Here is a 25,386-nt window from a genome sequence, read left to right as displayed (position 1 = left end):
GGGTCTTGGGGCTCTTCAGATCTTCAATGAATGACGCAGCACCCGGCCGGGGCGCGCCGCAAGGCAAGTGAGGATGGAGCGCACCTGCGCCCCCGCGGAAGCGAAGCCACTTCCGGTATCGACCCGGAAATGCGCGCGCTTTCTTTTTTCCGCATCCGGCATCTGCTTCGCAAGGATCGATTTGAACTTTTGCTCTGTCATTCCGTCCCGCGCGAGAACCCGCGCGCGCTGAACCTCGGGAGAGGCGGTGACGACGAGCACCGCATCGCAACGCGTCTCGCCGCCGGTCTCGAACAGGAGCGGAATATCGAGCACCGCGAGGGGCTCGCGGTCGGAATGGAGACCTGCGAGGAATTTTTCCTCCGCCGCGCGCACGAGGGGATGCACGATGGCTTCGAGCGCGCGAAGATTGTCCGGATTGTCGAGAACGAGATGCCCCAAAGCGGCGCGGTCCACCACGCCTTCCCTCACGGCTGACGGAAAAGCCTTGGCGATGAGCGGCACCGCCTCGCCGCGATAGAGCGCATGCACCGTTGCGTCCGCATCGTGAACCGGCACGCCGAATTTGCGGAAAATCGCCGCTGTCGCCGATTTTCCCATGCCGACCGAGCCCGTGAGCCCGAGAACGAAGGTCATTTCGCCGCCTCGATATCCGTCACGATAAGCTTTCGCAGATCAGGCGTCACCTGCGGCATCACCCCGAACCAGTGGGCAAAGCCCGGCACGGCCTGGTGCAGCAGCATGCCAAGTCCATCGACGGTTCGCAAACCGAGGGCTTCGGCCTTCGCCAGAATCGGCGTTTTCAGCGGCACGTAAACGATATCCGCCACAACGGCGTTCTTCGGCGCGGTGGAAAGATCGATATCGAGGGGCGGCTGCCCCGCCATGCCGAGCGACGTGGTGTTGACGATGAGCCCCGCCTCCGCAACGGCGCGCGCAAGATCTTCCCACGGCAGCGCCTGCAAAACAGCGCCGCCTTCCATGCGAAGATCGCGGACGAGTTCCTCGGCTTTTTCGAAGGTGCGGTTGGCGATGAGAATGCGCGCGATCGGCCTGTCCTGAAGACCGGCGACGATGGCGCGGGCCGCGCCTCCTGCACCTATCACCAACGCCGTTTCCACAGTTTGTTCCCAGCCTTGTCCCAGGCTTTGATCGAGATGGGCCATAAAGCCGAGGACATCGGTGTTGTCGCCCCACAGAACACCGTCTTCGACCCACAAGGTATTGACCGCCTTCAAGCGCTCCGCCCGTGCGGTGCGCTTTTCGACGCCGGCGAAGGCGGCTTCCTTGTGCGGGATGGTGACGTTTCCACCGGCATAGCCCTTCGACGCGAAACTTTTCAGGAAATCGGCGAATTCGGCGGGCGGAACGTCGATGCGCTCATAGGACCCTTCGAGCCCATGCTGCTTGAGCCAATAGCCGTGAATGAGCGGCGAGCGGGAATGCTTGATCGGGTGGCCGACGACGAAGGCCTTTTTCATCGAAAGAAGTCCTCAGAATGCAAGACAGCCTAGCCGCCGGAGCGCGGCGAGGAGAGGGAGAAGCGGCAGGCCAAGAATGGTCGAATGATCGCCTTCGATGGTCTCGAAGAGATGAATGCCGACATCCTCGACCTGATAGATGCCGACGCTTTGCAGAACACCCGGCGGGACGCAATCGAGATAAGTCTCAATGGCGCGCTCATCGAGAACGCGCATGGTCAGATGCGCGCTGGCGTCGAACCGCGCGACAACCTCGCCGCCGCGCGCGAGAATGCCCGCCGCATGAAGCGCGTGGGTCCTGCCGCTCAATTCCGCAAGCTGGCGGCGCGCGCCCGCGCGATTGTCCGCTTTGTGAAAAACGGTTTCGCCGCAGGCAAGAATCTGATCGCCGCCAAGAACGAGGCGATCCGGCGCGCGGCGGCTGACGGCAAGCGCCTTTTCTTCCGCGAGCCTGTACGCGAGGGCGAGCGGGGAAAGATTTGTCGTCTGCGCGGCATTCTCGACGGCGCGCTCGTCGACGCCCGATCTTTGCGTCTCCACAGGCAGGCCAGCACTCTCGATCAACGCACGCCGCGTCGCGCTGGTTGAAGCAAGAAGCAGTGGCCGCTTTTCGATCCACAGGGAGGCCATCGTCATTCCGCGATGAATTTCAGGCGATGGTCGCGGTAGTAATCGAGGATCGCGGCAGCGGTTTCCTCGATGGAGCGGCGCGTCACATCGATCACCGGCCAGTTGTTGCGCGCGAAAAGACGGCGCGAGGCCGCGATTTCCTCCGCCACCGCGTCCCGGTCCACATAGGCCGTATCGTCATCGGCCTTCAGGCTGAGCAGGCGATTCTGGCGGATCTGCACGATGCGGTCCGGCGTCGCCACGAGCCCGACGATCAGTGCTTTTTTCGCCGTTTGAAGAACCGGGGGCGATGGCACACCCGGAACGAGGGGAATGTTCGCGGTCTTCAGGCCGCGATTGGCGAGATAGATCGCTGTCGGCGTCTTCGACGTGCGGCTGACGCCGACGAGCACGATATCCGCATCCTCCAGGTCCTGCGGCAGGTGGCCGTCGTCATGGAGAAGCGTGAAGTTCATCGCGTCGATGCGCTTGAAGTATTCCGCGTTCAGCATGTGCTGCGCGCCGGGCCGCGCGGTCGAGGCCGTTCCGAGATAAGCCTGCAGCAAGCCGTGAACCGGCTCCAGCACGGACAGGGACGGAGAGCCGGTTTCCCGACAAACAGCTTCGAGCCGTTCCGCCAGTTCCTTCTCCACAAGGGTATAGAGGACGATTCCCGGCGCGGCCTCGATTTCGGACACCACGCGTTCGAGCTGCGTTGGCGAGCGCACGAGCGGATAGACATGCTCGATGGCCGCGATCCCCTCGTATTGGGCAACCGCCGCGCGCGCCACGGTGATGAGGGTTTCACCCGTCGAGTCGGAGACGAGATGGAGGTGAAAGTAACTTCGTCCCACACAGGCCTCCGAGGTAAGGAGTCGATGAATGTGGATAGTTCGCTTCCGCGATCCGGTCCAGCGCCAGGGGCTGTGAAAAACCGCCCGATCCATCAACAAGGCTCCTCCTTGTGAGAGTCCGATTCAGGGCTCTTGGGAGAATCCGGCACGGATCGAAAAAACGGAATCCGGAACAGCCTCCCGGACAGGGATTAACGATTTGTTAAGCTTTAAGATTTTGGAAACCATAACGCCGGCGTGCCACATCTCTTAACGGATCGTTAACGCTACAGGGCGATGTGGACCTGCTGTGGATGGGGTTGCGGCTTTACGATTCACGGCCCAAGAGAAACAACAGATTCTCGATTCTAATATTTATAGATTGATGGAGGGGCCTGTGGGTGACCGTTCGACCAAGAAGATCCTGCAGGTTCTCGATGGTGAACCCGTATGGCCTCTTCCGATCTGGGTCATGCGCCAAGCAGGCCGTTATCTGCCGGAGTATCGGGAAACGCGCGCCAAGGCCGGATCGTTCCTCGATCTATGTTACACGCCGCAATTGGCTGCCGAGGTCACCCTTCAGCCGATCCGGCGCTTCAATTTCGATGCGGCGATCCTCTTCTCGGACATTCTCGTCATCCCTCATGCCCTCGGGCAGAACGTGAGCTTTGTCGAGAACGAGGGGCCGAAGCTCGAGCCCATCGTGGAGCAGACGGACCTGAATCGCATTGCGGAAGAGCTGCCGATCGAGCGGCTCGATCCGGTTTTCGAGACCCTCGACCGTCTCAAAACGGCGCTTCCGAAGGAGACGACGCTTCTCGGTTTCTGCGGCGCGCCCTGGACCGTGGCGAGCTACATGATCGCCGGCAAGGGGACGCCGGACCAGGCGCCCGCGCGCCTCAAGGCCTATCGCGACCCGGCTTTCATGGAAGCCCTCATCGACCGTCTCGTCAGGGCCTCAACCGCCTATCTCATCCGCCAGATCGACGCGGGCGCCGAGGCCGTGCAGATTTTCGAGAGCTTCGGCTCGGCCCTGCCGCCCGCGCTTTTCGAACGTCTGTCGCTCGATCCAATCCGCCGGATCGTCTCCGGCCTCAAGGCGGCGCGCCCTCAGGCCCGGGCCATCGTTTTCGTGCGTGGCGGCGGTACGCATCTGGCGAAATTCGCGGATGAGGGGATCGGCGATGCGCTTGCCCTCGACTGGACCCTTGATCCGGCCTCGGCGCTGACAAACCTGCCGGCCAACGTGGCGACACAAGGAAATCTCGATCCGCTGGCGCTTGTCGCGGGAGGCAAGCCTATGACCGCCGGCATCGACCGCATTCTCAACGCGGTGCGCGGGCGTCCACACATCTTCAACCTCGGGCACGGCATCGTTCCCGAAACGCCCGTGGATCACGTGCAGCAGATGATCGACCGGGTTCGCGGGGCAGGGGTCTGAAAATGGGCTATCTCTGGATCAAGGCGTTTCACGTGATCGCGGTCATCAGCTGGATGGCCGGGATGCTCTATCTGCCGCGCCTCTTCGTCTATCACTGCGAAGCGCAGACCGGGTCCATCCAGTCCGAAACCTTCAAGATCATGGAGCGCCGTCTCCTCAAGGCGATCATGACTCCCGCCATGATCGTCTCCTGGGTGCTCGGGCTCATCCTGATCTGGCAGGGCGGCTGGATTGTCTCCGGCTGGATGCACGCGAAGCTCGCCTTCGTCATCGCGCTCTCCGGCGTTCACGGCTATCTCGCCCGCTGCGTGAAGGATTTCGCCGCCGACCGGAACGTGCGCCCGGCGAAGTTCTATCGCATGCTGAACGAGATCCCGACGGTGCTGATGATCGGCATCGTGATCTTCGTGATCGTCAAGCCGTTCTGAGCTGAATGATTCACCACACCCTTCGATTTATAATTATTATCTGCCTGGCGAGCTTTTTCGGCTCAACGGCTTTTGGGTTCATTGCCGAGTTTCCAATCACAGGCATAGTTCCGGGAACTGGAGAAGTGATTTCTGGGCGATATGTGCTCGTTGATGCCGTATCGAACCCTGAGCCATTTTCTCTTCAGGTCGGGAAGCAGGGCTGTAGCGGACTGCTTTATCGAAATGACGAAGGTTCATTTTCAGGCCATTTCAACTGCCTGGATGGGAGGAACGCTACGTTTCAAGCGCACGAAGACTGGTTTCTTATCCTGAAGCGAAATCCCAATGGCCGGATTGCATCTCAAAGTTCCATTTCAGGACAAGGCAATATCGCCGGAGAGCCCTTCACTCTTGAATTTAACACCGCTCTCCCGGTTCCTTTCATCTTTCGCTGAAGCCCCTTGAGATCGGCGGCGAAGAAGAGTACATAAAAGACCTCTTCCGAAAAGACAGGTTGCGCCGCAGCGGGCTTTTGGCCCTCCCAAATCACATTCCGTGACCGGGCGGCCCTGTCGAATCTCCTCGCTTTTCCTCTCGCGTTCAGACCTTCTGCCCGCGATCAATTCCTACCTCGAGAGTGTTCCCCGATGAGGGAAATCAAGCTTCAAGACCTGAAATCCAAGACCCCGACCGAGCTCATCACCTTCGCGGAGGAACTCGAAGTCGAGAACGCGAGCACGATGCGCAAGCAGGAGCTCATGTTCGCCATCCTCAAGCAGCTCGCCGCCCGCGAGGTCGAGATCATCGGCGCGGGCGTGGTCGAGGTGCTGCAGGATGGGTTCGGCTTCCTGCGTTCCGCCGATTCGAACTATCTGCCGGGGCCGGATGACATCTACGTTTCGCCCTCGCAGATCCGCAAATTCGGCCTGCGCACCGGCGACACGGTGGACGGCCCGATTCGCGGCCCCAAGGAAGGCGAGCGCTATTTCGCCCTGCTCAAGGTCAACACCATCAATTTCGAGGATCCCGAGAAGATCCGGCACAAGGTCCATTTCGACAATCTGACGCCGCTCTTCCCCGCCGAGCGCTTCAAGCTCGAGATCGACGATCCGACCCGCAAGGACTTTTCCGCCCGCGTCATCGACATCGTGTCGCCCATTGGCAAGGGCCAGCGCGCGCTGATCGTCGCGCCGCCGCGCACGGGTAAGACCGTTCTCATGCAGAACGTGGCGCAGTCGATCACCACGAATCACCCCGAGTGCTACCTCATCGTGCTGCTCATCGACGAGCGTCCGGAGGAAGTGACGGACATGCAGCGTTCGGTGAAGGGCGAGGTTGTGGCCTCCACCTTCGACGAGCCGGCCTCCCGCCACGTCCAGGTCGCAGAGATGGTGATCGAGAAGGCGAAGCGCCTCGTCGAGCATGGCCGCGACGTGGTCATCCTGCTCGATTCGATCACCCGCCTCGGCCGCGCCTACAACACGGTGGTTCCGTCCTCCGGCAAGGTGCTCACCGGCGGTGTCGACGCCAACGCCCTCCAGCGGCCGAAGCGCTTCTTCGGCGCGGCGCGCAACATCGAGGAAGGCGGCTCGCTCACCATCATCGCGACGGCACTCATCGATACCGGCTCGCGCATGGACGAAGTGATCTTCGAAGAGTTCAAGGGCACTGGTAACTCGGAAATCATTCTCGACCGCAAGGTCGCCGACAAGCGCACCTTCCCGGCCATCGACATCACGCGCTCCGGCACCCGCAAGGAGGAACTGCTGGTTCCCGCCGACACGCTCAAGAAGATGTACGTGCTGCGCCGCATCCTCAACCCGATGGGTACAGTCGATGCCATCGAGTTCCTGCTCGACAAGCTGCGTCAGACCAAGTCGAACGGCGAGTTCTTCGATTCGATGAACACCTGAGTTCACCGCTTCGGCGGTTTCAAAAAAAAGAACCCCGTCCTCGGTTTCGAGGGCGGGGTTTTTGTTTGGCTGAAGCGAAGCGTGAAAAAGCCCCCGGCAACGCCGTTCCGCCGGTGGCCTTACTGAAGTCAGTTTGCGGCGTTGCGCGGGCTGAAGAGTTTCACGGCGCCCGGGGTCTTGGTGTAGGCGATCCCGTTCGGGTCGCTTTCGATGAAGATCTGCAGGCCCCACGGGGTTTCGGCATAGATCCAGCTGCGGCCGGCAATCGGGCCTTCCTCGACCTTCTTGACGTCGCCGAGAAGCTTCACGTTGTTTTTCTTCAGGTGAGCGATGGCGGCGTCGATGTCCTCGACATAGAAGCCGATGGAGGTCGCACCCATGTCGTCGCGCTTCGGCGAGACCTTGTTCTGGCTCGGCGAGGTGAACTCGAACAGTTCGATGTTGGTGGAGTTGCCACACTTGAGCGAGGCGATCTTGGCGACCGAGCTCTTATGCGCGCCGATGTTGTCGGTCATCCACGTGCCCTTCTCGTCCTTGAACGGACCGAGCTCATAGGCCTGCTGGCAGCCGAGGACCTTCTCGAAGAAGGCCTTGCCTTCAGCCAGGCTCGGCACGGTGACACCGATATGTTCCATGCCCTTGAGGCCGAGATCGGCGGCCGGGGCTGCGGTGACGGTCATCAATCCCATCAGCGCTCCGAAGATGTGCTTTCTCATATTCATCGTCCTTAACTTTTGAAGTTTGAGGGAGCCCTCAGCGAAAGGCTCCCGCTGCCGAACGCACGGCAGGCCGGCGTACTCGCGCTGCGCTGAGGGAAAGCCCCGCCACGCGTTCCTCTGGTCAGCCTGGCAGACCGGGTGTCGCATCCCTTGCGAGTGCAGCTCCGAATGGAGCCGCAAGACCCTGCAATGGATGTCACAGGGGCGGTATTCCCGAATTCCTCCCACGGGATGTGAAGAAATCCGGGTGAGGGATGGGCCGGCAGAGGTGAGGTGGGGTCGGGGTCCTGTCGAGGCCTGAAGCCTCAATGGATTGCGGCGGGGGTGAGCATTTCCTTCACCCGAACCCTTAAGCCGTCTGGATCCGTCACCGGGAGGGAGCAGCGCATCCCCGCGCAAATGAGGGCCTGTGCGCGATGGCTGCCTGAGGCGCCAGCTTTCGCGGGATGCGTGTCGGCAAGGGTGTCATGTGAAACACAGACGCTGCGGTCGAGGTAGGGCAGGGCGAGCGCGGCCTTCCGCAGATCATCCGCACCCTCGCCCGTTACCACCACGGTCAGTCCGCGCAGGTGCAGATCGAGGGCGTTAAGGATCGACGTGTGGGCGAGGGGGGCGGCGCGGGCAAAGCCAGTGAGGCGGGTCAGGGTGTCGATGGCACGGCGCTCGTCCTCCTCAGCTCCCGTGATCTGGGCGAGCCGGACCAACGCCTCGGCGAAGACGCCGTTGGCGTTCGGCACCGCATCGTCATGGGTCGGCTGCGGGCGCACCACTAGCGGGTCGGCATTCTTGGCGGTCATGGCAAGGAGGCCGGTCGGTTCGGCATAGTCGTTCAACAGCACATCCCGCCAGCGCCGCGCATCGGTGAGATAGGCTTCCTCTCCGGTGGCTTCGAAGAGGGCAAGCGCTGCCCGCATCATCGCCGCATGGTCGAGGGCAAAGCCCGGAAAGAGCAGTGAGCCGCCGCGCCAGGAATGTCCGAGGCGGCCCTCTCGCGTCATCGATTCGGCAATGAAACGGTAGGCCCGGCGGGCGACGTCGATCCAGTCCGGCTTTGTCAGAAGGAGGGCGGCCCGCACGAGAGCTGCAATCATCAGCCCGTTCCAGTCAGCGAGCACCTTGTCGTCGAGAGCGGGGCGGGGGCGCTTGTCGCGGTGAGCAAGGAGACGGGCGCGCAAGGGGGCAAGGCGCGCTTCCTCCTCCGGCGAGGCCTCCCCGGAGCGGAGGCGGTTCGGGATGTTTACGCCCTCCCAGTTTCCTGCCGCCGTGATGTCATAGGTCGCGGTGAAGAGGTCGGCGTCGGGGCCGAGAACCTCTTCGACCTCCGCCAATGACCACACATAGAACCGCCCTTCCTCACCTTCCGAATCCGCGTCCAAGCTCGCGGCGAAGGCGCCCTCCGGCGTCGCCATCTCCCGGGTCAGCCAGGAGACGATGCCCTCGGCGGCGGCATGGAAGAGGGGGCGTCCGGTCTCAGCGGCGGCAAGCGCGTAGAGTTCGAGGAGCTGGGCGTTGTCGTAGAGCATCTTTTCGAAGTGCGGCACGAGCCACTTTTCATCGACCGCATAGCGGGCAAAGCCCCCGCCGAGATGATCGTGAATGCCCCCAAAGGCCATCTGCTCGAGGGTCAGCAGGAAGCCCGCCCGCGCCGCCGGGTCGTCCCGCCGCCGGGCGTGGCGGGCGAGGAATTCGAGGATCGGCGGGTTGGGAAATTTCGGCGCGCCCTTGAGCCCCCCGTGCACCGGATCGATGATGCCGGCGATGCTTTCGCCGATGCGGTCGAGATCGGTGAGGGAAAGGCTCTCGCCCGCCTTCGGCGTGAGGCCCTTGCCGAGGGCTTCGGTGATCGCCAGCCGGTTCCGGTCGATGCGCTCCGGCTCGGCCTGATAGAGCCGCGCGATTTCTTGCAGCACCTGCACGAAGCCGGGACGGCCGAAGCGGGGCTCTTTTGGAAAATAGGTGCCGCCCCAGAAGGGCTCGCCGTCGGGCGTGAGGAACATGGTGAGCGGCCAGCCGCCCTGTTCGCCAAGCACCTGAAGGGCACTCATGTAGATCTGGTCCACATCCGGGCGCTCCTCCCGGTCCACCTTGATGCTGACGAAATGCGCGTTCATGACGGCGGCCACATTCGCATCCTCGAAGCTCTCGTGGGCCATCACATGGCACCAGTGGCAAGCGGCATAGCCGATGGAGAGCAGGACAGGACGCTGAAGCCGCCGCGCCTCGGCGAGGGCCTCGGGTCCCCATTCCCACCAATCGACCGGGTTGTCGCTGTGCTGAAGGAGATAGGGGGAGGAGGCTGCGGCGAGGCGATTCATAGATCATTCCCTTTTTTGGGGTAGCTCTCTCCGAATCGGCTCCGGCGTGATGCCGGTGCCTCGACCCCGAAGTCTGACCCGAAAGTCCGACCTTGAGGTCTCCCCTCGACCGATTCGGATGTGAACCGATCGAGGATCGAACAGGTAAAGTTTCACCGCCGTTAAAGGTTCGCTCTTCATGCGCTCGGACGACACCATTTTCGCGACGGCCTCCGGCTTTGGCCGCGCCGCTATCTGCGTGGTCCGGATCAGCGGCGACCGGAGTCGATTCATTCTCGAAACGATTGCCGGCGGCACCCCTCAGCCCCGGCACCTGAGCCTGCGTCTCCTGCGCGATCCCGCCACCGGCGAGCCGCTCGACCAAGCCCTCGTCGCATGGATGCCGGGTCCCCACAGCTTCACGGGGGAGGACCAGATCGAGCTTCACATCCACGGGGGGCTTGCCACGCGCAGCGCGATCCTGCGGGTGCTCGGTTCCCTCGACGGGTGCCGCGCGGCGGAGGCGGGGGAGTTCACCCGGCGGGCCTTCCTCAATGGCCGGATGGATCTCACTCGCGTCGAGGGGCTTGCCGATCTCATCGATGCGGAGACGGAGGCCCAGCGCCGTCAGGCCCTGTTCCAGCTCGAAGGACGGCTCGGCAATGCGGCGGAAGCCTGGCGGGAGGAGGTGCTGCAGACGCTCGCCCTTCTGGAGGCCGCCCTCGACTTCGCGGATGAGGGCGACGTGCCCGAGACGCTGGAGGCGGATGCAGCGAACCGCCTGCGGGCGCTCCACCGCCAGATCGGCCTGTCCCTCACCCAACCCTCCGGAGAGCGCCTGCGCGAGGGCTTGATCGTCGTTCTCGCCGGAGCCCCTAATGCGGGAAAATCGACCCTCCTCAACGCGCTCGCCCAGCGCGACGTTGCCATCGTCTCGCCCATCGCGGGCACGACGCGGGATGTGATTGAGGTCAAATGCGACCTCGGCGGCTTGCCGGTCCTGATCGTCGATACGGCGGGTCTGCGCGAGAGCGGGGACGTGATCGAGCAGGAGGGCGTTGCCCGTGCCTTAGCCCGAGCCGGGGAAGCCGACATCGTCCTCTGGCTCGTGCCGCCCGAAGGCGCGCCGTTGGCCCCGCCCCCCGGACGCCGGATTGTCAGGGTCGGGACGAAGGGCGATTTGAATCGGAACCGAGACGATTGCGATCTCCTCATCAGCGCCGCGACGGGGGAGGGGATGGCCGAGCTTCTGGCCCTGCTCCGGCAGGAGGCCGAGGCCTCCCTCGGGCAGGGCGATGCGGTCATCACAAGAGAGCGTCACCGCCGCGCCCTGGAGCGGGCCTATCAGGCCCTTGCCCGCGCCCTTGGTCTTCTCGATCGGGGCGAGGCGTCCGAGCTTGCGACGGAGGACGTCCGTCTTGCGGCCCACGCCTTGGGCGAAATCACAGGCCGGATCGATGTGGAAGACGTGCTCGACCGACTCTTCTCGAACTTCTGCATCGGTAAGTGAGCGGTTCGGAGATGGTTAGCAAATCGTTAAAGGGGAAGAGCGAATCCGCCCATACGCCCTTCCTTGTCTTTCCCCAGACAGGGTCGTTTCTTGAACCTTTAGGGCCCGCATATGGAGTCGATAAGGGAGTCGATAAGGAGTCGACAATCTGTGGATAGTTTGTTGAAAGCGGGAAACGACCACCAATGTTTCACGTGAAACATTTCGGTCTTTGACCTTTGGCGGCGGCGGATCTACAGACCATCTCTAGGGTCTGATCGTGTCTCTTTGAAACACATCAGGCTCCAGATTCTTTTATGTGCCACATGATCCGGGCGAACAACCGATCCTCGCCTGTTCCGATCATGTTCTTGGAGAGAATCATGTCTTTGTCGTTCGATGTTGTGGTGATCGGCGGTGGTCACGCCGGAGCGGAGGCCGCTGCCGCCTCGGCGCGCCTTGGCGCGCGGACGGCACTCGTCACCCATAAGGCCTCCACCATCGGCGTCATGTCCTGTAACCCGGCCATTGGTGGCCTGGGGAAGGGGCACCTTGTCCGCGAGATCGACGCACTCGACGGCGTCATGGGCCGCATCGCGGACAAGGCCGGCATCCAGTTTCGTCTGCTGAACCGCCGCAAAGGCCCCGCCGTGCGTGGGCCGCGCACCCAGGCCGACCGAAAACTTTATGCTCGGGCGATGCAGGCCGAATTATCCGAGACACCCAACCTCTCCATCGTCGAAGGGGAGGCGCACGACCTCCAAATCGACGCTGCCGGGCGCGTGAAGGCCGTTCTCCTCGCCGATGGGCGTGAGATCGCCACCGGAGCGGTGGTTTTGACGACCGGGACGTTCCTGAGTGGGCTGATCCATATCGGCGAGCGGAAGTTTCCGGCCGGCCGCATGGGTGAACGGCCCTCTCTCGGGTTGTCCAAGACCCTGGAACGGTTCGGATTCACCCTCGGGCGCCTGAAAACAGGGACGCCGCCACGTCTTGATGGCCGCACCATTGATTGGGCAGGGGTCGAGAAGCAGGCCGCGGACGATGAGCCCGTGCCGTTTTCCTTCCTGACGGAGCGGATCACCGTGCCGCAGATCGAATGCGGCATCACCCGGACGACCTTGGCGGGGCACGACCTGATCCGCGCCAATCTTCACCGGGCCCCGATGTATTCCGGCGATATTTTGAGCCGAGGACCGCGTTATTGCCCCTCCATTGAGGACAAGGTGGTGCGCTTCGGCGACCGGGACAGTCACCAGATCTTTCTGGAGCCGGAGGGCCTTGACGACATCACCGTCTATCCCAACGGGATCTCGACTTCGCTGCCGGAGGACGTTCAGAAGGGCCTCCTGAGTGCCATTCCGGGGCTGGAAAAGGTGGTCATGCTGCAGCCTGGCTATGCCATCGAGTACGATTTCGTCGACCCGCGTAACCTATCGGCGACGCTTGAAACCAAGGCAATCAAAGGCCTCTTTTTGGCCGGCCAGATCAACGGTACGACTGGCTATGAGGAGGCAGCGGCGCAGGGGCTGGTCGCCGGGCTCAATGCCGCCCGCCGGGCTGGGGATCAGGACGGCGCGGTTTTCGACCGCGCCGAATCCTATATCGGCGTGCTGATTGACGATCTCGTCACGCGCGGCGTCAGCGAGCCCTACCGCATGTTTACGTCCCGCTCGGAATACCGGTTGAGCCTGCGTGTCGATAACGCCGACGACCGCCTGACAGGGAAGGGGCTGTCGCTTGGCTGCGTCGGATCTGTCCGGGCGCGCCATTTCGAGGCGGCGAGGGCCGAGATCGAGGCGGGGCGGCTTCAATTGCAGAGCCTGGAAATCACGCCAAAGGAGGCCGCTAAGTACGAGATCGCCCTCAACCAGGATGGAATTCGCCGCAGCGCCTATCAGCTTCTTTCCTATCCCGATCTTGGTTGGGATTCGCTTCTGAAAATCTGGCCAAGCCTTGGATCTCTGTCCGCGCGAGCTCGCGACAAGCTTGAGACGGATGCAACCTATGCCGTCTATCTGGAGCGCCAACAATCCGACATCGCGGCTTATCGCCGGGATGAGAGCATTGTCCTTGAGGAGACCCTGGATTTCCGCGCCTTGCCGGGATTATCCAATGAAATCAAGGGGAAACTGGAACTCGTCAAGCCGCGCACACTCGGTCAGGCGGCCCGCATCGAGGGCATCACTCCCGCAGCCCTGACCTTACTGGCGGCTTATGTGAAACGCAGCCGCATTGATTCGCCCGCGAAATTGTCATGATCATTGTTCCAGAACACGCCCGCGCCGCGCTCGCGGAATTCAATGTTTCACGTGAAACAACAGAGAAGCTGGCGCTTCTTGCCGCGGAGCTCGAGCGCTGGCAGAAGATCAAGAACCTTGTCGGGCCGAAGACGCTGGACGAGGTCTGGTCCCGCCATATTGTGGATTCGCTTCAGCTCTACTCTCTTGCTCCAGACGCGAAAACTTGGCTCGATCTCGGCTCGGGAGCCGGATTTCCAGGCCTCGTCGTTGCGATTGCGGGGATCGAGAAGGGGCTTCACATGCATCTCGTCGAGAGCAATGCCCGCAAGTGCAGCTTCCTGCGACAAGTTGCCCGACTCACCGGAGCCCGCGTCACCGTCCATCAGGAGCGTCTGGAAGACATTATTCCAGATTTCGTCGGTAAGGTTAATGTCGTTTCGGCGCGAGCGCTGGCCTCGCTTTCAACGCTTCTTGCCTGGACCGAGCCCCTGTTGAAAAGGGGGACAACGGGGACAATCGCGCTCTTTCCGAAGGGGCGGGATGTTCTTGCTGAATTGACCGAGGCTAGAAAGTCCTGGACAGTGGAAGCGGATATTCTGCCGAGTCGGACCGATCCCGAGGCGAGAATTCTTCGCATAACCTCCATCGAGAGCCTTTGATGACAACCCACCAGAGCGGCCTCATATCAGGAACGCGTCAGGGCAAGCCGCGCGTTCTCGTGTTGGCGAACCAGAAGGGCGGCGTCGGAAAGACGACGACGGCGATCAATCTCGGCACGGCTCTCGCCGCCATCGGCGAGAAAGTGCTGATTATCGACCTCGACCCGCAGGGCAACGCCTCGACGGGCCTCGGCATTGACCGCAAGAGTCGCCGCGTTTCGACGTACCATGTCCTCAACGGCGAAGCGCCGTTGTCGGAGGCGGTGATCGAAACCATCGTTCCGCGGCTTTTCGTGGCGCCTTCAACCCTCGATTTGCTCGGAATCGAGCTTGAAATCGCCGGAGAGCGCGACCGCGCCCACCGTCTGCGCTCGGCTATCGACGCCTTGATGGCCCAGCCGGACGAGGATCCGTTCACGTACGTCCTCATCGACTGCCCGCCCTCGCTCAACCTGTTGACGATCAACGCTTTGACAGCGGCGGATTCGGTTCTGGTGCCGCTGCAATGCGAGTTTTTCGCCCTCGAAGGCCTCAGCCAGCTCCTGAAAACCGTCGAACAGGTGCGCTCGACCCTCAATCCGAGGCTCGGAATCCAGGGCGTGGTGCTCACCATGTTCGATCCGCGCAACAATCTTTCGGGTCAAGTCGTTGCAGACGTTCGGCAATTCATGGGCAACAAAGTCTATGAGACGATGATTCCGCGCAACGTGCGCGTTTCGGAAGCGCCGTCTCACGGCAAGCCGGTGCTGCTTTACGACCTCAAATGCGCCGGATCGCAGGCCTATCTCAAGCTTGCGTCCGAAATCATTCAGCGCGAACGCGCGCTGAAGGCGGCATAGGGTCGGCGACCGGCATAGAACGCGACAGCCAAAAAGGTTGTTGAATATCAATAATTTAGCGCCATTTCGACGGGTTCGTGGATGAGGCGCGTGAGAATTTTCCCGGGCTTGGGGCTCTTAAGACCAAGTCATTGAAATAAAAGGGAAAATTCTCCAAGGACAAGAAGGAACAGGGCCAATGGCAGAAGAAGCATCGAAATCGCGCCTCGGGCGCGGCCTGGCAGCCCTCATCGGCGAAGTCGGCGAGGAAATCGGAAATCCGGAGCGGGCCAAGGGTGCGCGCAAGGTTCCCGTCGAGTTCCTGCGCCCGAATCCGCGCAACCCGCGTAAATATTTCGAGGACAGCGAGCTGCAGGAGCTCGCCCAGTCGATCCAGGATCGCGGCATCATCCAGCCCATCGTGGTCCGCCCGATGGCGAACCTGCCCGATGCCTATGAAATCGTGGCCGGCGAGCGCCGCTGGCGCGCCTCGCAGCTCGTCGGGCTGCACGAGGTTCCGGTGGTGGTCGTCGAGATCGACGACAAGACCTCGCTCGAATACGCGATTCTCGAAAACGTCCAGCGCGCAGACCTCAATCCGGTCGAAGAGGCGCAGGGCTATTCGCGCCTGATGGAAGAGTTCAGCTACACGCAGGACAACCTGTCGAAGATCATCGGCAAGAGCCGCAGCCACATCGCCAACATGATGCGCCTGACGGATCTGCCGACGGCGATCAAGGACATGCTCGTCGCCCGCCAGCTCACCGCCGGCCACGGCCGCGCGCTCCTCGCGGTGAAGGACCCTCTGCGCGTCGCCAAGCGCATTCTCGACGAGAAGCTGAGCGTGCGCGAAGTGGAGGAGATCGCCCAGCTCGAGAACACCGAGCCGAGCAGCCTCGAAACCAAGTCCGCCTCGCCGAAGCGCAAGGAAAAGGACCCGGATACCCGCGCTCTCGAGCAGGCGCTCAAGGATGTCTTGGGCCTGACCGTCTCCATCGAGCACAAAGGGCAGGGTGGCGAGCTGCGCGTGCGCTATAAGACCCTGGAACAGCTCGACGGGCTGTGCCGGCGTTTGAATGGCGCTGCGGCCTAAAAGGCTTTTTTTCTCAAATAGTTAGATTTTCTCGCGTCCTGCCGTCCTGATGTGACGGCGGGGGCCCGCTTTCGTGGGTGTGCGTTCTCGATCAGGAAAGGTGCCCGGAAGACCGCCCACGCACCGACGCAGGGCGGCAGGAAAAGGACCTCTCCGGCCTTGCGATTCCATTGGGTTGCTTGGCCGGGATTGCCGCTCCAGTCTTGGTTTCACGCCAGGAGGCGAGGGCGGGTATCCCCCGAATCACCTTTTTGTTCAAGGCCTTAAACGGGCCCAACGCGCGCACCGGATCTCTGAGAGCTCGCGGTGGCCGGAATGTCTCGAACATCGGCTGTGATGCTCAAGCGGAACGTATCGCCCTTCTCATCATTGTGGGCTTGAAACCACCCGGCTCAGGCGTTCGCAGGACCTTGCTCAGATGAGGTTTCCGGCCTGGTCTGCTGCCATGCGGCCGAGGAGACCGGAGAGCGAGGTGATCTCCTCCTCTGCCCACCGATCGGCGAAAGCGTCGCTGGAGAGGCGTTGCAATGTGGTGCGGGCGTCCGTCACGACCCGACGCCCCGCCTCGGTGAGAACCACATAGGCCAACCGCGCATCGCGTGGGTCGGCCTCACGCCCCACCAGGCCCAGCTTTTCGAGGGGCAGGGTGAGCCGCGTCACTGTCGAGGGGCTCGTGCTGAGCCGTTTGGCCAGCTCGACCCGGCTCAGTCGCTGCTTTGTGGCCCGTTCCAGATGCATCAGCAGAAGGGCTTCCTTCAGCGCGAGGCCATGCACCGCGCCAAGTTCGCCCGCGAAACGTTCCTCCAGCCGTGCGGCTGCGTTGAGAAGGTGGATTGTTGCGGAGAATGATGAATTTGTCATACCCGTACTATAACCGACATATTTCCATATGCAATCATCTCAAAAGCATATCGGTGCTTTTTAAAAGCGAAGTGCAAAGGGGAGGAGGTGAGTGGCGCGCGGAAGGGAATTACGAGGGACGGATTGAAGAAAGAGGCCGCGAAAGGCGTGGCCGAACAGTTGGCGAGTTGAGGGTTGAGGGGTGTGTCGGCCTCGCTGTGCTTCGAAGCGCCCTCCGAATCGAAGCCTCACCTAACGCATTTCCGGGGTCACACAGGAGGCGTGGGGTGTGCTGTCGAAAATCTCTCAAGCCACTCTACGAGGTCTCCGCGCCTTACAGGAGGTCGGAAAATAAGTCCTAAGCTACTGTAATTATTAGGAAGACGAAGCCATCGCCTCGGTCATGCAAAGATCGCCGACGTCAGACGAAACCTGGGCGGGCTTCAGCTTAACGTGAGATCTCGGTCTTCTGCAGAATCGGATCCGCCGGAAACTGTCCCTACCGCCGCGCCATGCGGGCGATATCGAGCAGGGTCTTGGCGGCGATGACATCGTCGAGGGCCGAGAGGCGGCGGGTTTCAAGGAGGCTCGCCTGTAACGCCGCGATGGCGCGTTTGAGGGTCTCCGAGGTCCAGCGCTGCAGGTGCCGCTCGATGAGGGGTTTTCGGCGAAAATGCAGGCCGCGCATACCCTCCACCACCATCGCCGCGCTGCGGCCTTCCTCCATCGCGAGGCGGGCGTTGAGCAGGGTGAAAGCGTGGCGCAGAGCCGCGCCGAGAAGGACCGAGGCGTGGACGCCTTCCGCCGCGAGGCGCCGCGAACCGGTTTCCAGCTCCGTGCCGGCGCCGGCGAAGGCCGCGTCCACCACCGCATCCATCGCAAGGCTTGAGACGTCGCTGAGGATGGCGTCGATGTCCTCCACGTCGATCTCGCGCTTGCCGTGGGCGTAGAGCATCAGCTTGGAGAGTTCGCCGCGGGTCGCCAGCCGGTCGCCGCCGAGGCTCGCCAGAAGAGCGGTTCGCGCGTCCCGGGAGATCGAAAAGCCACCTTCCTTGAGCATCTCGTCGACGATGCCTTGCAGGTCGCGTCCCGAATCGGCGTAGCAGGGCAGGGCGAGCGCCATTTGCGAGCGCTCGCACAACACGCGTAAGGGTGCGGTCTTGGCGAGATCGCCGCCCTCCAGAATGACCACCGTATCCTGCAAGGGAGCCTGCAGCACCGCCTCGACGGCGGGCGCGATGTTGCGGGAGGTGCCCTTGACCCAGATCGCCCGCTTGCCGCCGAAAAGGGGGACGGTTCCCGCCTCATCGGCGAGCCGTGCGGGGTCGGCGGCGAGCGAATCGCCCTCCAGGCGGATGAGCTGGAACGGGTCGTTCGGGTCGTCGACCGATTTCTCCGCGAGAGCCTTGGCCCTTTCGCTCACAAGGCCCGTATCGGGGCCGTAGAGCAGAAAGACCCCGATCTGGGGATTGGGGCGCCGCAGCACCCCATCCACGTCTCCCGCTTTGACGGCGACCATTAAAGCTTGGCGTCGCTGGCGGAGAGTGCCGCCGCGAGGCGGGTCTTGATCTCGGACGAGATCATCTTGGCGATGCGGATCTCCCCATCGCGGGCTGCGCGCACGCTGGCGAAGCGCTGCTGGAAGCGGTCATAGGACGCCGATCCCTTGGCTGTGCCACTGGCGAGCGTCTTCGAACCGTCGAGGCTGGTCAGGGTGTAATTGACCGTCGCGCTGATGGTGGCCGACTGGGCGGTGCCGGTCACGGAATCGACGATCGGCGTGCTGAGCGACTGGCCGTACGAGATCTTCAGCGCATATTTCTTCGGCGCGGGAACGCCGGAGCCGTTGAGATCGTAAACCAGCTCGCTGCGCAGGTAATGGCTGACCCGCGTCTGGGCGTCGGGAAGGTTGATCTCCTCGACGTCGATGGACGCCATCACGGATTGGAGCGACTGGCCGGACGCGACCGGCTCGCCGTAGAGGGGGCGAAAGCAGGCGGCGAGGCCCAAGGTCATTCCGACGACAGCCCCGAGGCGGGCGAAGCTCTTGAAATTAAGCGACAACATTCACGATCCTCTGCGGCACCACGATGATCTTGCGCGGGGCCTTTCCTTCCAGCGCCTTCTGCACGGCCTCGAGCGAGAGCACAGCCGCTTCGACCGCTGCCTGATCGGCGTCGCGGGCGATGGTGACGTCGGCGCGCTTCTTGCCGTTGACCTGCACCGGCAACGTAATCGCGTTCTCGACGAGAAGCGAGCGGTCAAGTTCTGGCCAGGCGGCTTGCGCCGCAAGGCCCGGCAGGCCAAGTGCGGTCCAGCATTCCTCGGCAAGGTGCGGCATCATCGGCGCGAGCAACTGCACGAAGATGCGGCCGGCTTCCTTAAGCGCCGTGGCAAGGCCCGCCTCGTCGGAGGACTTGGCCGCATTGAGCTGCTCGTGAAGGCTGTTCGCGAGCTCGTAGAGCTGGGCGACGCAGCGGTTGAAGCGCAGGCGCTCCACGTCCTCTTCCACTACCGCCAAGGCCTTATGCGCGGCCTTGCGCAGGGCTGTGCCGATGGGGCCGGAAGCCTCCGCGCCGTCGCTGGCCGTCGCCGCGCGGTCTGAAATCTCGCAGATCAGGCGCCAGACACGCTGCACGAAGCGTGCCGCGCCCTGCACGCCTTCCTCGGTCCAGATCACGTCGCGCTCAGGGGGCGAATCGGAGAGCATGAACCAGCGGGCGGTGTCGGCGCCATAGGAGGCGATGATGTCGTCCGGATCGACGGTGTTCTTCTTCGACTTCGACATCTTCTCGATGGAGCCGATCTCGATGGGCGCGCCGGTGGTCACATGGAAGCCCTTGCGGACACTGCCCTCGACCTCGATGCGCACGTCGCTCGGCATCACCCAGGAGCCGTCGGCGGCCTTGTAGGTCTCGTGCACCACCATGCCCTGCGTGAACAGGCCCGCGAAGGGCTCGTCCAGGCCTGCATGGCCGGTCTGCTTCATGGCGCGGGTGAAGAAGCGCGAATAGAGCAGGTGCAGGATCGCGTGCTCGATGCCGCCGATATACTGATCGACGGGTAGCCAGTGGTTGACCGTTTTCGGTTCGGTCGGCTTGTCGGTCAGGGTCGGATCGGTGAAGCGCGCGAAGTACCAGGACGAATCCACGAAGGTGTCCATCGTGTCCGTCTCTCGGCGGGCGGCCTTGCCGCAATGCGGGCAATTGACGTGCTTCCAGGTGGGGTGCCGGTCGAGCGGATTGCCCGGCACGTCGAAGGACACGTCCTCCGGCAGGGTCACGGGAAGCTGATCCTTCGGCACAGGCAGCACGCCGCAATCGTCGCAATGGATGATCGGGATCGGGCAGCCCCAGTAACGCTGGCGCGAAATGCCCCAGTCGCGCAGGCGGAAATTCACCTTCCGCTCGCCGATGGGACGGTTGTTGCGCTTGTCCTGCTCGAGACGGCGGGCGACCTCTTCCTTCGCGTCCGCGATGGTCATGCCGTCGAGGAAGCGGGAATTGATCATCCGGCCCTCGCCGTCATAGGCGGTGTCGGTGATCGTAAAGGTGGCGGGGTCCACATCCGGCGGGCACACCACGGGGGTGTTGCCGAGGCCGTACTTGTTGACGAAATCGAGGTCGCGCTGGTCGTGCGCCGGGCAGCCGAAGATCGCGCCGGTGCCGTATTCCATGAGCACGAAATTCGCCACGTAGACCGGCAGCGTCCAGGTGGGGTCGAACGGGTGCACGACCTTGAGGCCGGTGTCGAAGCCCAGCTTCTCGGCCTTGTCGATGGCCTCCTGCGCCGTTCCCACGCGCTTGGCTTCCTCGACGAAGGCGGCAAGCTCAGGGTTCTTTTCGGCGACCGCTCTGGCCAGCGGATGGTCGGGAGCGAGCGCTACGAATTTCGCGCCGAACAGGGTGTCCGGGCGGGTGGTGTAGATCTCGACCTCGTTCTCGCCATTGGGCGCTGCCGCCTGAAGGGCGAAGCGGACCAGCAGGCCCTCGGAGCGGCCGATCCAGTTGCGCTGCATCAGGCGCACCTTTTCCGGCCAGCGCTCGAGGGTGTCGAGCTTGTCCAGGAGATCCTGCGCGAAATCGGTGATCTTGAAGAACCACTGGGTCAATTCGCGCTGTTCGACCAGCGCGCCGGAGCGCCAGCCGCGCCCGTCGATCACCTGCTCGTTGGCGAGCACGGTCTGGTCCACCGGGTCCCAGTTCACCTTGGCGGTCTTGCGGTCGACGATTCCCGCCTTCAGGAAATCGATGAACATCGCCTGCTGGTGCTTGTAGTAGCTCGGGTCGCAGGTCGCGATCTCACGGCTCCAGTCGAGGGAGAGGCCCATCGACTGCAGCTGGCCGCGCATGGTCGCGATGTTGGCGTAGGTCCATTCCTTGGGGTGGACCTTGTTCTGCATGGCGGCGTTTTCGGCGGGCATGCCGAAGGCGTCCCACCCCATCGGGTGCAGGACGTTGAACCCCTTCGCGCGCTTGTAGCGCGCGACCACGTCGCCCATCGTGTAATTGCGGACGTGGCCCATGTGGATGCGGCCCGACGGATACGGGAACATCTCGAGCACGTAGTATTTCGGGCGCGGATCGTCGTTCTTCGTCCGGAACAGATCGCGGTCGTTCCATACCTGCCGCCATTTCAGCTCGGCTTCCTTGGCGTTGTAGCGCTCGGGCCTCATCGTTCGTCGTTCATCCGTCAAGACAAGAGAAAGGCGGCTTTTCCGCCGCCGGTCGGCGCGGTCCGCCGAAGCGGTCCCGGTTTTGCGCCAGAAAAGGCATGGAAACAAGAGACAGGGTGCGATTTTGGATTCAAATGAATCGGAAATCGCTCTACGAGGGCTCCTGAGCGTTCACATCCGGCAGGAGGGGGCATGAGCGAGAACGAGACCGTCGAGCGTCTGGCCACCGTGAAGGCCGCCATCGCCCGTGCCGAGTCGGATTATGACCGCAAGCCCGGCTTCGTGACGCTGATTGCCGTGTCGAAAACCTTCCCGGCAGAGGACATCGCGCCCGCGCTCGCAGCGGGGCAGCGCGTGTTCGGCGAAAACTACGTGCAGGAAACCAAGGCCAAGTGGCCGGAGCTGCGCGAGCGTTACCCGGATGTCGAGCTGCACCTGATCGGCCCGCTGCAATCCAACAAGGCGAAGGAGGCGGTCGAACTCTTCGACGTGATCCAGACCCTCGACCGTCCCTCCCTCGCGGAGGCGCTCGCCAAGGAAATCGCCAAGCAGGGCAGGACGCCGCGCCTTTTCGTGCAGGTAAATACCGGCGAGGAGCCGCAGAAGGGCGGCGTCGCGCCGCGCGAGGTCGACGCCTTCATTGAGACCTGCCGCACCCAATACGGCCTCACCATCGAGGGCCTGATGTGCATCCCCCCGGCGGAGGACCCGCCGTCGCCGCATTTCGCGCTTCTCGCCACCATCGCCAAGCGCAACGGCCTGAACGGGCTTTCGATGGGCATGAGCGCCGATTTCGACGCCGCGATCCAGATGGGCGCGACCCATGTGCGGGTCGGCAGCGCGATTTTCGGGACGCGGGCGAAGGCGGTTAAGCCTTAAGCTCGTCCAGAATCCAGCTCCGCAGCGCCTCGCCGTCGGCCCTGTCCTTTCGTGTGGGGCGCAAGACGAAGTAATAGCTCTCCCCTGGCACAATGCGATCGGGCAGGGGCATGACGAGATGCCCTAGGCGCAGGTCGTCCTCGATCATGGCGATGTCGGCGATGGCGAGCCCGCGTCCCGCCTGGGCGGCCCGGATCGCGAGGTCGAGCGTGCCGAAGGCCTCACCGCGATCGACCCGGAATTCCGCTCCGCCCCAGCCCTTCGACCATAGCCGCCAATCGGTGTGGTGGTTCGTGCAATGGAGAAGCGGCACCTCCTCGAAACCCTTCGCTTCCGCAAGGCACGGCCATTTTTCGAGAAAGTCAGGCGAGCAGACGGGTGTCAGCCGCTCGGTCATGAGGGGCGTGAGGTACGGCTGCGGCTGCGACCACCGTTCCGTATGATGGCAGACGATCCCCACATGGAATTCCGGCGGGTCCGGCTCGGGCTTGTTCCAGGTGATGTTCACCTCGACGGCAATATCCGGGTGGCGGGCCTCGAACCGGGACAGGCGGGGCATAAGCCAGCGGATGCCGAAGGTCGGCGGAGCATGGACCCGCAGCACTTCCGGCCGGTGACGCAAGCGGTTCACCTCCTCGCCGATCTGGGTGAAGGCGTCATTGAGGGTCCGCGCCAAAGCCTCGCCCTCCACCGTCAGCACGAGCCCGCGATGCACCCGCCTGAACAGCGCGCAGCCGAGTTCCTCCTCCAGCGTGCGGATGTGGCGGCTGATCGCGCTTTGGGTGACGAAAAGGCTCTCTGCCGCCCGCAGCATGCTGCCGGTTCGTGCGGTCGCTTCGAAGGCGCGAAGGGCGGTGAGGGAAGGCAGGGAGCGGGTCATCTCGCTTAAGTTTAACTCAAGCAATCGATGCGGAAAAGCCGGTTGAGCGAGCCGAAAAGATGATAAAAATGAGAAGCTTCTCGAATCCCGGGAGGCTTTTCGATGACCATTTTCGTTCGCTTGAAGAATGCCTTGCGCGCCCTGTTCCGTCGCGACGAGACAGCGGTCGCCGAGAAGCGGTTGCGGGAGGAGCTGGAGCGTCTGTCGGCCCTTGGGGACCACCTCGTCGCCGATATCGGCGAAAACCCCAAGCGCATCCGCGAGCGCCGCGAGACGACGTGAGCGGGATTGCCTTGCCGATCTTCAGCGACTAGGCTTTCTTTCGTAAACGTCACCGCGAACCTGAAGGAGGGCTGCATGTGTGAAGCGTTGCATCTACGCATGTTCGGCCCCTGGCAGGCCCTGCAGCAGCTTGTTGCAGGGCGGGCCATGAAGCGGATCTGACGGCGTTCCCGTCTCTCATCTCATCATCGGTCGGCTCTGAACGGCTCACCGCGTCGAAGGCTTCAAAGCCTTGATGCGCACGACACCTGTTCACGCTTTTTCGCGCGATGTCCCTAAAACTGGGCCGCGCTGACCTTCACGAGATGATCCATGGGCTCCATCGGCCTTCGCAACGCAACCGTCCTTGCGCAAAACCCGCTTTTTAAGAACCTCACCCTCACCATCAGCGAGCGCGACCGTCTCGGTCTCGTCGCCGGAAACGGTGCGGGCAAATCCACCCTGCTGAAATGCCTCGCCGGGCTTGCCGAGCCGACCCACGGCGAGGTCGTCCGCTCCCGCGGTTTGAAGATCGCCTTCGTGGAGCAGGACGTGCCGGAACGCCTACTCGACCTCTCCCTCCATCAGGCGATTCTCGATGCCCTGCCGCCCGTCGAACAGGACAGCCAGGGTTGGCGCGTCGATGTGATTCTCGCGGATTTCGAGGCTCCCTTCGAGTTGCGCGAGCGCGCTTTGCGCCATTTGAGCGGCGGCTGGCAGCGCCTCGCGCTGATTGCGCGGGCGTGGGTCACGGAGCCCGACGCGCTTCTTCTCGACGAGCCGACGAATCATCTCGATCTTGAAAAGATCATGCTGCTCGAACGCTGGCTCTCTGACGCGGCGGGCCAGATGCCGATGGTGATCGCAAGCCATGACCGCGACTTCCTCGATGCCTGCACGAACCGCACCCTGTTCCTGCGGCCGGAAGAATCGGTGTCCTTCAACCATCCCTATCGCCGTGCGCGGGCTCTGTTGGAAGATCACGATGCGGCGGCTGCGGCCTTGCGGGACAAAGCCCTTCGCGAAGTGCGCCGCTTGCGGGAAAACGCGAGCGAGCTTCGCAACATCGCGGTCAACAGCGGTAGCGATCTCGCGCATAAGAAATCAGCGCAGCTGAAGAACCGCGCCGAGAAACTGGAGCAGACGGTCCGCGACGTTCATCGCGAACGCCCGGGTGAGATTAAGCTCGGCGCGCGCGGCACGCACGCCAAGGTTCTCGTCACGGTGGAGAACGTCGCTGTCGCAAAGCCCGACGGTGTGAAGCTGTTCGACATCAAAAAGCTCGAGATCGCGCAAGGTGACCGCATCGTGCTTCTCGGCCGCAACGGCGTCGGCAAGTCGCAACTCGTGCGGCTGCTCCATCGCGCGCTTGGCGGAAACGATGTTCCCGGCATCAGGATCAGCCCTTCCGTCGTATCGGCTTATGCGGATCAAGACATGGCGCAATTGCCGCAAAAAGAGACGGCGCACGGCTTCATTCTGTCCGCCTTCCGCCACGGCGATCAGCGCAGCCGCGCGCTTCTCGCGGAAGCGGGCTTTCCCATCGAGCGTCAGAACCTGCCGATTGCGAAGCTCTCATCCGGTCAGAAGGCGCGTCTTGGACTTCTCGCCCTGCATCTCACGGAGCCGAATTTCTATCTCATGGACGAGCCCACGAACCACGTGGACATTCCGGGCCGGGAGATGCTGGAGGCCGAGCTTCTCGCCAACGGGGCCACGGCTCTTCTCGTCTCGCACGATCGCAGCTTCGTAAAAGCAGTCGGCACGCGCTTTCTCCTCATCGAAGGGCGGCGGATCGCCGAGATCGACGGGCCGGAGGTCTTTTACGAGACGCTCGCGCAGGGATGAT

General features: G+C 62.9%; 23 protein-coding genes. 12 read left to right on the top strand and 11 right to left on the bottom strand.

Translation table 11 applies throughout. The features are described from left to right. Positions 1-15: 15 nt before the first annotated feature. From coaE to DQW91_RS02460, 4 genes are read right to left on the bottom strand one after another with little or no spacing between them, the layout of a single operon-like run. Entirely contained in the window at positions 16-636 is a 621-nt protein-coding gene (coaE, locus tag DQW91_RS02475; protein ID WP_112661956.1) for a dephospho-CoA kinase, read from the bottom strand. Next, the gene (locus DQW91_RS02470) at positions 633-1,481 is read right to left on the bottom strand and encodes a shikimate dehydrogenase (protein ID WP_112661955.1); all 849 of its coding nucleotides are present in this window, start codon (positions 1,479-1,481) and stop codon (positions 633-635) included. Before DQW91_RS02470 ends, coaE begins: the two co-directional genes overlap by 4 nt. Before the next feature lie 12 nt (positions 1,482-1,493). After that, a complete protein-coding gene (locus DQW91_RS02465; RefSeq protein WP_112661954.1) occupies positions 1,494-2,117 on the bottom strand; it encodes a Maf family protein in 624 nt (207 codons plus the stop codon). Further along, entirely contained in the window at positions 2,114-2,944 is an 831-nt protein-coding gene (locus DQW91_RS02460) for a pyruvate, water dikinase regulatory protein (protein WP_112661953.1), read from the bottom strand. The genes DQW91_RS02465 and DQW91_RS02460 overlap by 4 nt, the downstream gene beginning before the upstream one ends. A gap of 364 nt (positions 2,945-3,308) precedes the next feature. Here DQW91_RS02460 and hemE point away from each other — a divergent pair, with 364 nt between their 5' ends. The 4 genes from hemE (at position 3,309) to rho (ending at position 6,687) form a co-directional block, all read left to right on the top strand. Further along, complete coding sequence (hemE, locus tag DQW91_RS02455) at positions 3,309-4,364, top strand: uroporphyrinogen decarboxylase (RefSeq protein ID WP_198411754.1); 1,056 nt, start codon at positions 3,309-3,311, stop codon at positions 4,362-4,364. Positions 4,365-4,366: 2 nt separating this feature from the next. Then, complete coding sequence (gene hemJ, locus DQW91_RS02450; RefSeq protein WP_112661952.1) at positions 4,367-4,792, top strand: protoporphyrinogen oxidase HemJ; 426 nt, start codon at positions 4,367-4,369, stop codon at positions 4,790-4,792. A gap of 5 nt (positions 4,793-4,797) precedes the next feature. Next, positions 4,798-5,229: a hypothetical protein gene (locus DQW91_RS16515; RefSeq protein WP_157961309.1), complete on the top strand. Its 432-nt coding sequence runs from the start codon at positions 4,798-4,800 to the stop codon at positions 5,227-5,229. 192 nt (positions 5,230-5,421) lie between these two features. Beyond that, positions 5,422-6,687, top strand: coding sequence for a transcription termination factor Rho (rho, locus tag DQW91_RS02445; RefSeq protein ID WP_112661951.1), 1,266 nt, complete (start codon positions 5,422-5,424; stop codon positions 6,685-6,687). A gap of 128 nt (positions 6,688-6,815) precedes the next feature. Here rho and DQW91_RS02440 read toward each other — a convergent pair whose 3' ends face one another. Both DQW91_RS02440 and DQW91_RS02435 read right to left on the bottom strand, forming a co-directional pair. Further along, a complete protein-coding gene (locus DQW91_RS02440) occupies positions 6,816-7,403 on the bottom strand; it encodes a VOC family protein (protein ID WP_157961308.1) in 588 nt (195 codons plus the stop codon). Positions 7,404-7,711: 308 nt separating this feature from the next. Continuing rightward, complete coding sequence (locus DQW91_RS02435; RefSeq protein ID WP_112661949.1) at positions 7,712-9,721, bottom strand: thioredoxin domain-containing protein; 2,010 nt, start codon at positions 9,719-9,721, stop codon at positions 7,712-7,714. Positions 9,722-9,899: 178 nt separating this feature from the next. Between DQW91_RS02435 and mnmE the strand changes: the two genes are divergently transcribed. From mnmE to DQW91_RS02410, 5 genes are all read left to right on the top strand, one after another. Then, the gene (gene mnmE, locus DQW91_RS02430) at positions 9,900-11,210 is read left to right on the top strand and encodes a tRNA uridine-5-carboxymethylaminomethyl(34) synthesis GTPase MnmE (RefSeq protein ID WP_112661948.1); all 1,311 of its coding nucleotides are present in this window, start codon (positions 9,900-9,902) and stop codon (positions 11,208-11,210) included. A 362-nt stretch (positions 11,211-11,572) separates the two neighbouring features. Further along, on the top strand, positions 11,573-13,450 hold the full coding sequence (mnmG, locus tag DQW91_RS02425; RefSeq protein ID WP_112662423.1) for a tRNA uridine-5-carboxymethylaminomethyl(34) synthesis enzyme MnmG: 1,878 nt from the start codon (positions 11,573-11,575) through the stop codon (positions 13,448-13,450). Further along, the gene (rsmG, locus tag DQW91_RS02420) at positions 13,447-14,091 is read left to right on the top strand and encodes a 16S rRNA (guanine(527)-N(7))-methyltransferase RsmG (protein ID WP_112661947.1); all 645 of its coding nucleotides are present in this window, start codon (positions 13,447-13,449) and stop codon (positions 14,089-14,091) included. The genes mnmG and rsmG overlap by 4 nt, the downstream gene beginning before the upstream one ends. Continuing rightward, entirely contained in the window at positions 14,091-14,930 is an 840-nt protein-coding gene (locus tag DQW91_RS02415; RefSeq protein ID WP_112661946.1) for a ParA family protein, read from the top strand. The genes rsmG and DQW91_RS02415 overlap by 1 nt, the downstream gene beginning before the upstream one ends. A gap of 178 nt (positions 14,931-15,108) precedes the next feature. Then, positions 15,109-16,002, top strand: coding sequence for a ParB/RepB/Spo0J family partition protein (locus DQW91_RS02410; RefSeq protein WP_112661945.1), 894 nt, complete (start codon positions 15,109-15,111; stop codon positions 16,000-16,002). A 414-nt stretch (positions 16,003-16,416) separates the two neighbouring features. On the opposite strand, the gene DQW91_RS02405 is transcribed toward DQW91_RS02410, so the two are convergent. From DQW91_RS02405 to leuS, 4 genes are all read right to left on the bottom strand, one after another. After that, on the bottom strand, positions 16,417-16,863 hold the full coding sequence (locus tag DQW91_RS02405; protein WP_112661944.1) for a MarR family winged helix-turn-helix transcriptional regulator: 447 nt from the start codon (positions 16,861-16,863) through the stop codon (positions 16,417-16,419). A 478-nt stretch (positions 16,864-17,341) separates the two neighbouring features. Beyond that, on the bottom strand, positions 17,342-18,361 hold the full coding sequence (gene holA / locus DQW91_RS02400; protein ID WP_112661943.1) for a DNA polymerase III subunit delta: 1,020 nt from the start codon (positions 18,359-18,361) through the stop codon (positions 17,342-17,344). Beyond that, complete coding sequence (locus tag DQW91_RS02395) at positions 18,361-18,909, bottom strand: LPS assembly lipoprotein LptE (protein WP_112661942.1); 549 nt, start codon at positions 18,907-18,909, stop codon at positions 18,361-18,363. Before DQW91_RS02395 ends, holA begins: the two co-directional genes overlap by 1 nt. Beyond that, positions 18,896-21,517: a leucine--tRNA ligase gene (gene leuS, locus DQW91_RS02390; RefSeq protein ID WP_112661941.1), complete on the bottom strand. Its 2,622-nt coding sequence runs from the start codon at positions 21,515-21,517 to the stop codon at positions 18,896-18,898. Before leuS ends, DQW91_RS02395 begins: the two co-directional genes overlap by 14 nt. 192 nt (positions 21,518-21,709) lie before the next feature. Here leuS and DQW91_RS02385 point away from each other — a divergent pair, with 192 nt between their 5' ends. Next, positions 21,710-22,396, top strand: a complete 687-nt coding sequence (locus DQW91_RS02385; RefSeq protein WP_112661940.1) for a YggS family pyridoxal phosphate-dependent enzyme — start codon at positions 21,710-21,712, stop codon at positions 22,394-22,396. Here DQW91_RS02385 and DQW91_RS02380 read toward each other — a convergent pair. Then, positions 22,386-23,276: a LysR substrate-binding domain-containing protein gene (locus DQW91_RS02380; RefSeq protein ID WP_112661939.1), complete on the bottom strand. Its 891-nt coding sequence runs from the start codon at positions 23,274-23,276 to the stop codon at positions 22,386-22,388. The two genes, DQW91_RS02385 and DQW91_RS02380, sit on opposite strands and share 11 nt — an antisense overlap. A 102-nt stretch (positions 23,277-23,378) precedes the next feature. Here DQW91_RS02380 and DQW91_RS02375 point away from each other — a divergent pair, with 102 nt between their 5' ends. Together DQW91_RS02375 and DQW91_RS02370 are read left to right on the top strand one after the other, a co-directional pair. After that, positions 23,379-23,558, top strand: a complete 180-nt coding sequence (locus DQW91_RS02375) for a hypothetical protein (RefSeq protein ID WP_112661938.1) — start codon at positions 23,379-23,381, stop codon at positions 23,556-23,558. 312 nt (positions 23,559-23,870) lie between these two features. Continuing rightward, positions 23,871-25,385, top strand: a complete 1,515-nt coding sequence (locus DQW91_RS02370) for an ABC-F family ATP-binding cassette domain-containing protein (protein WP_112661937.1) — start codon at positions 23,871-23,873, stop codon at positions 25,383-25,385. The last annotated feature ends 1 nt before the right edge of the window (position 25,386 follow it).

This window comes from Microvirga flavescens, from assembly GCF_003290125.1.
In the GTDB taxonomy this organism is placed as follows: domain Bacteria; phylum Pseudomonadota; class Alphaproteobacteria; order Rhizobiales; family Beijerinckiaceae; genus Microvirga; species Microvirga flavescens.
The sequence above is the reverse complement of the archived record's forward strand: the minus strand, read 5'-3'. Positions and strand labels throughout refer to the sequence as shown.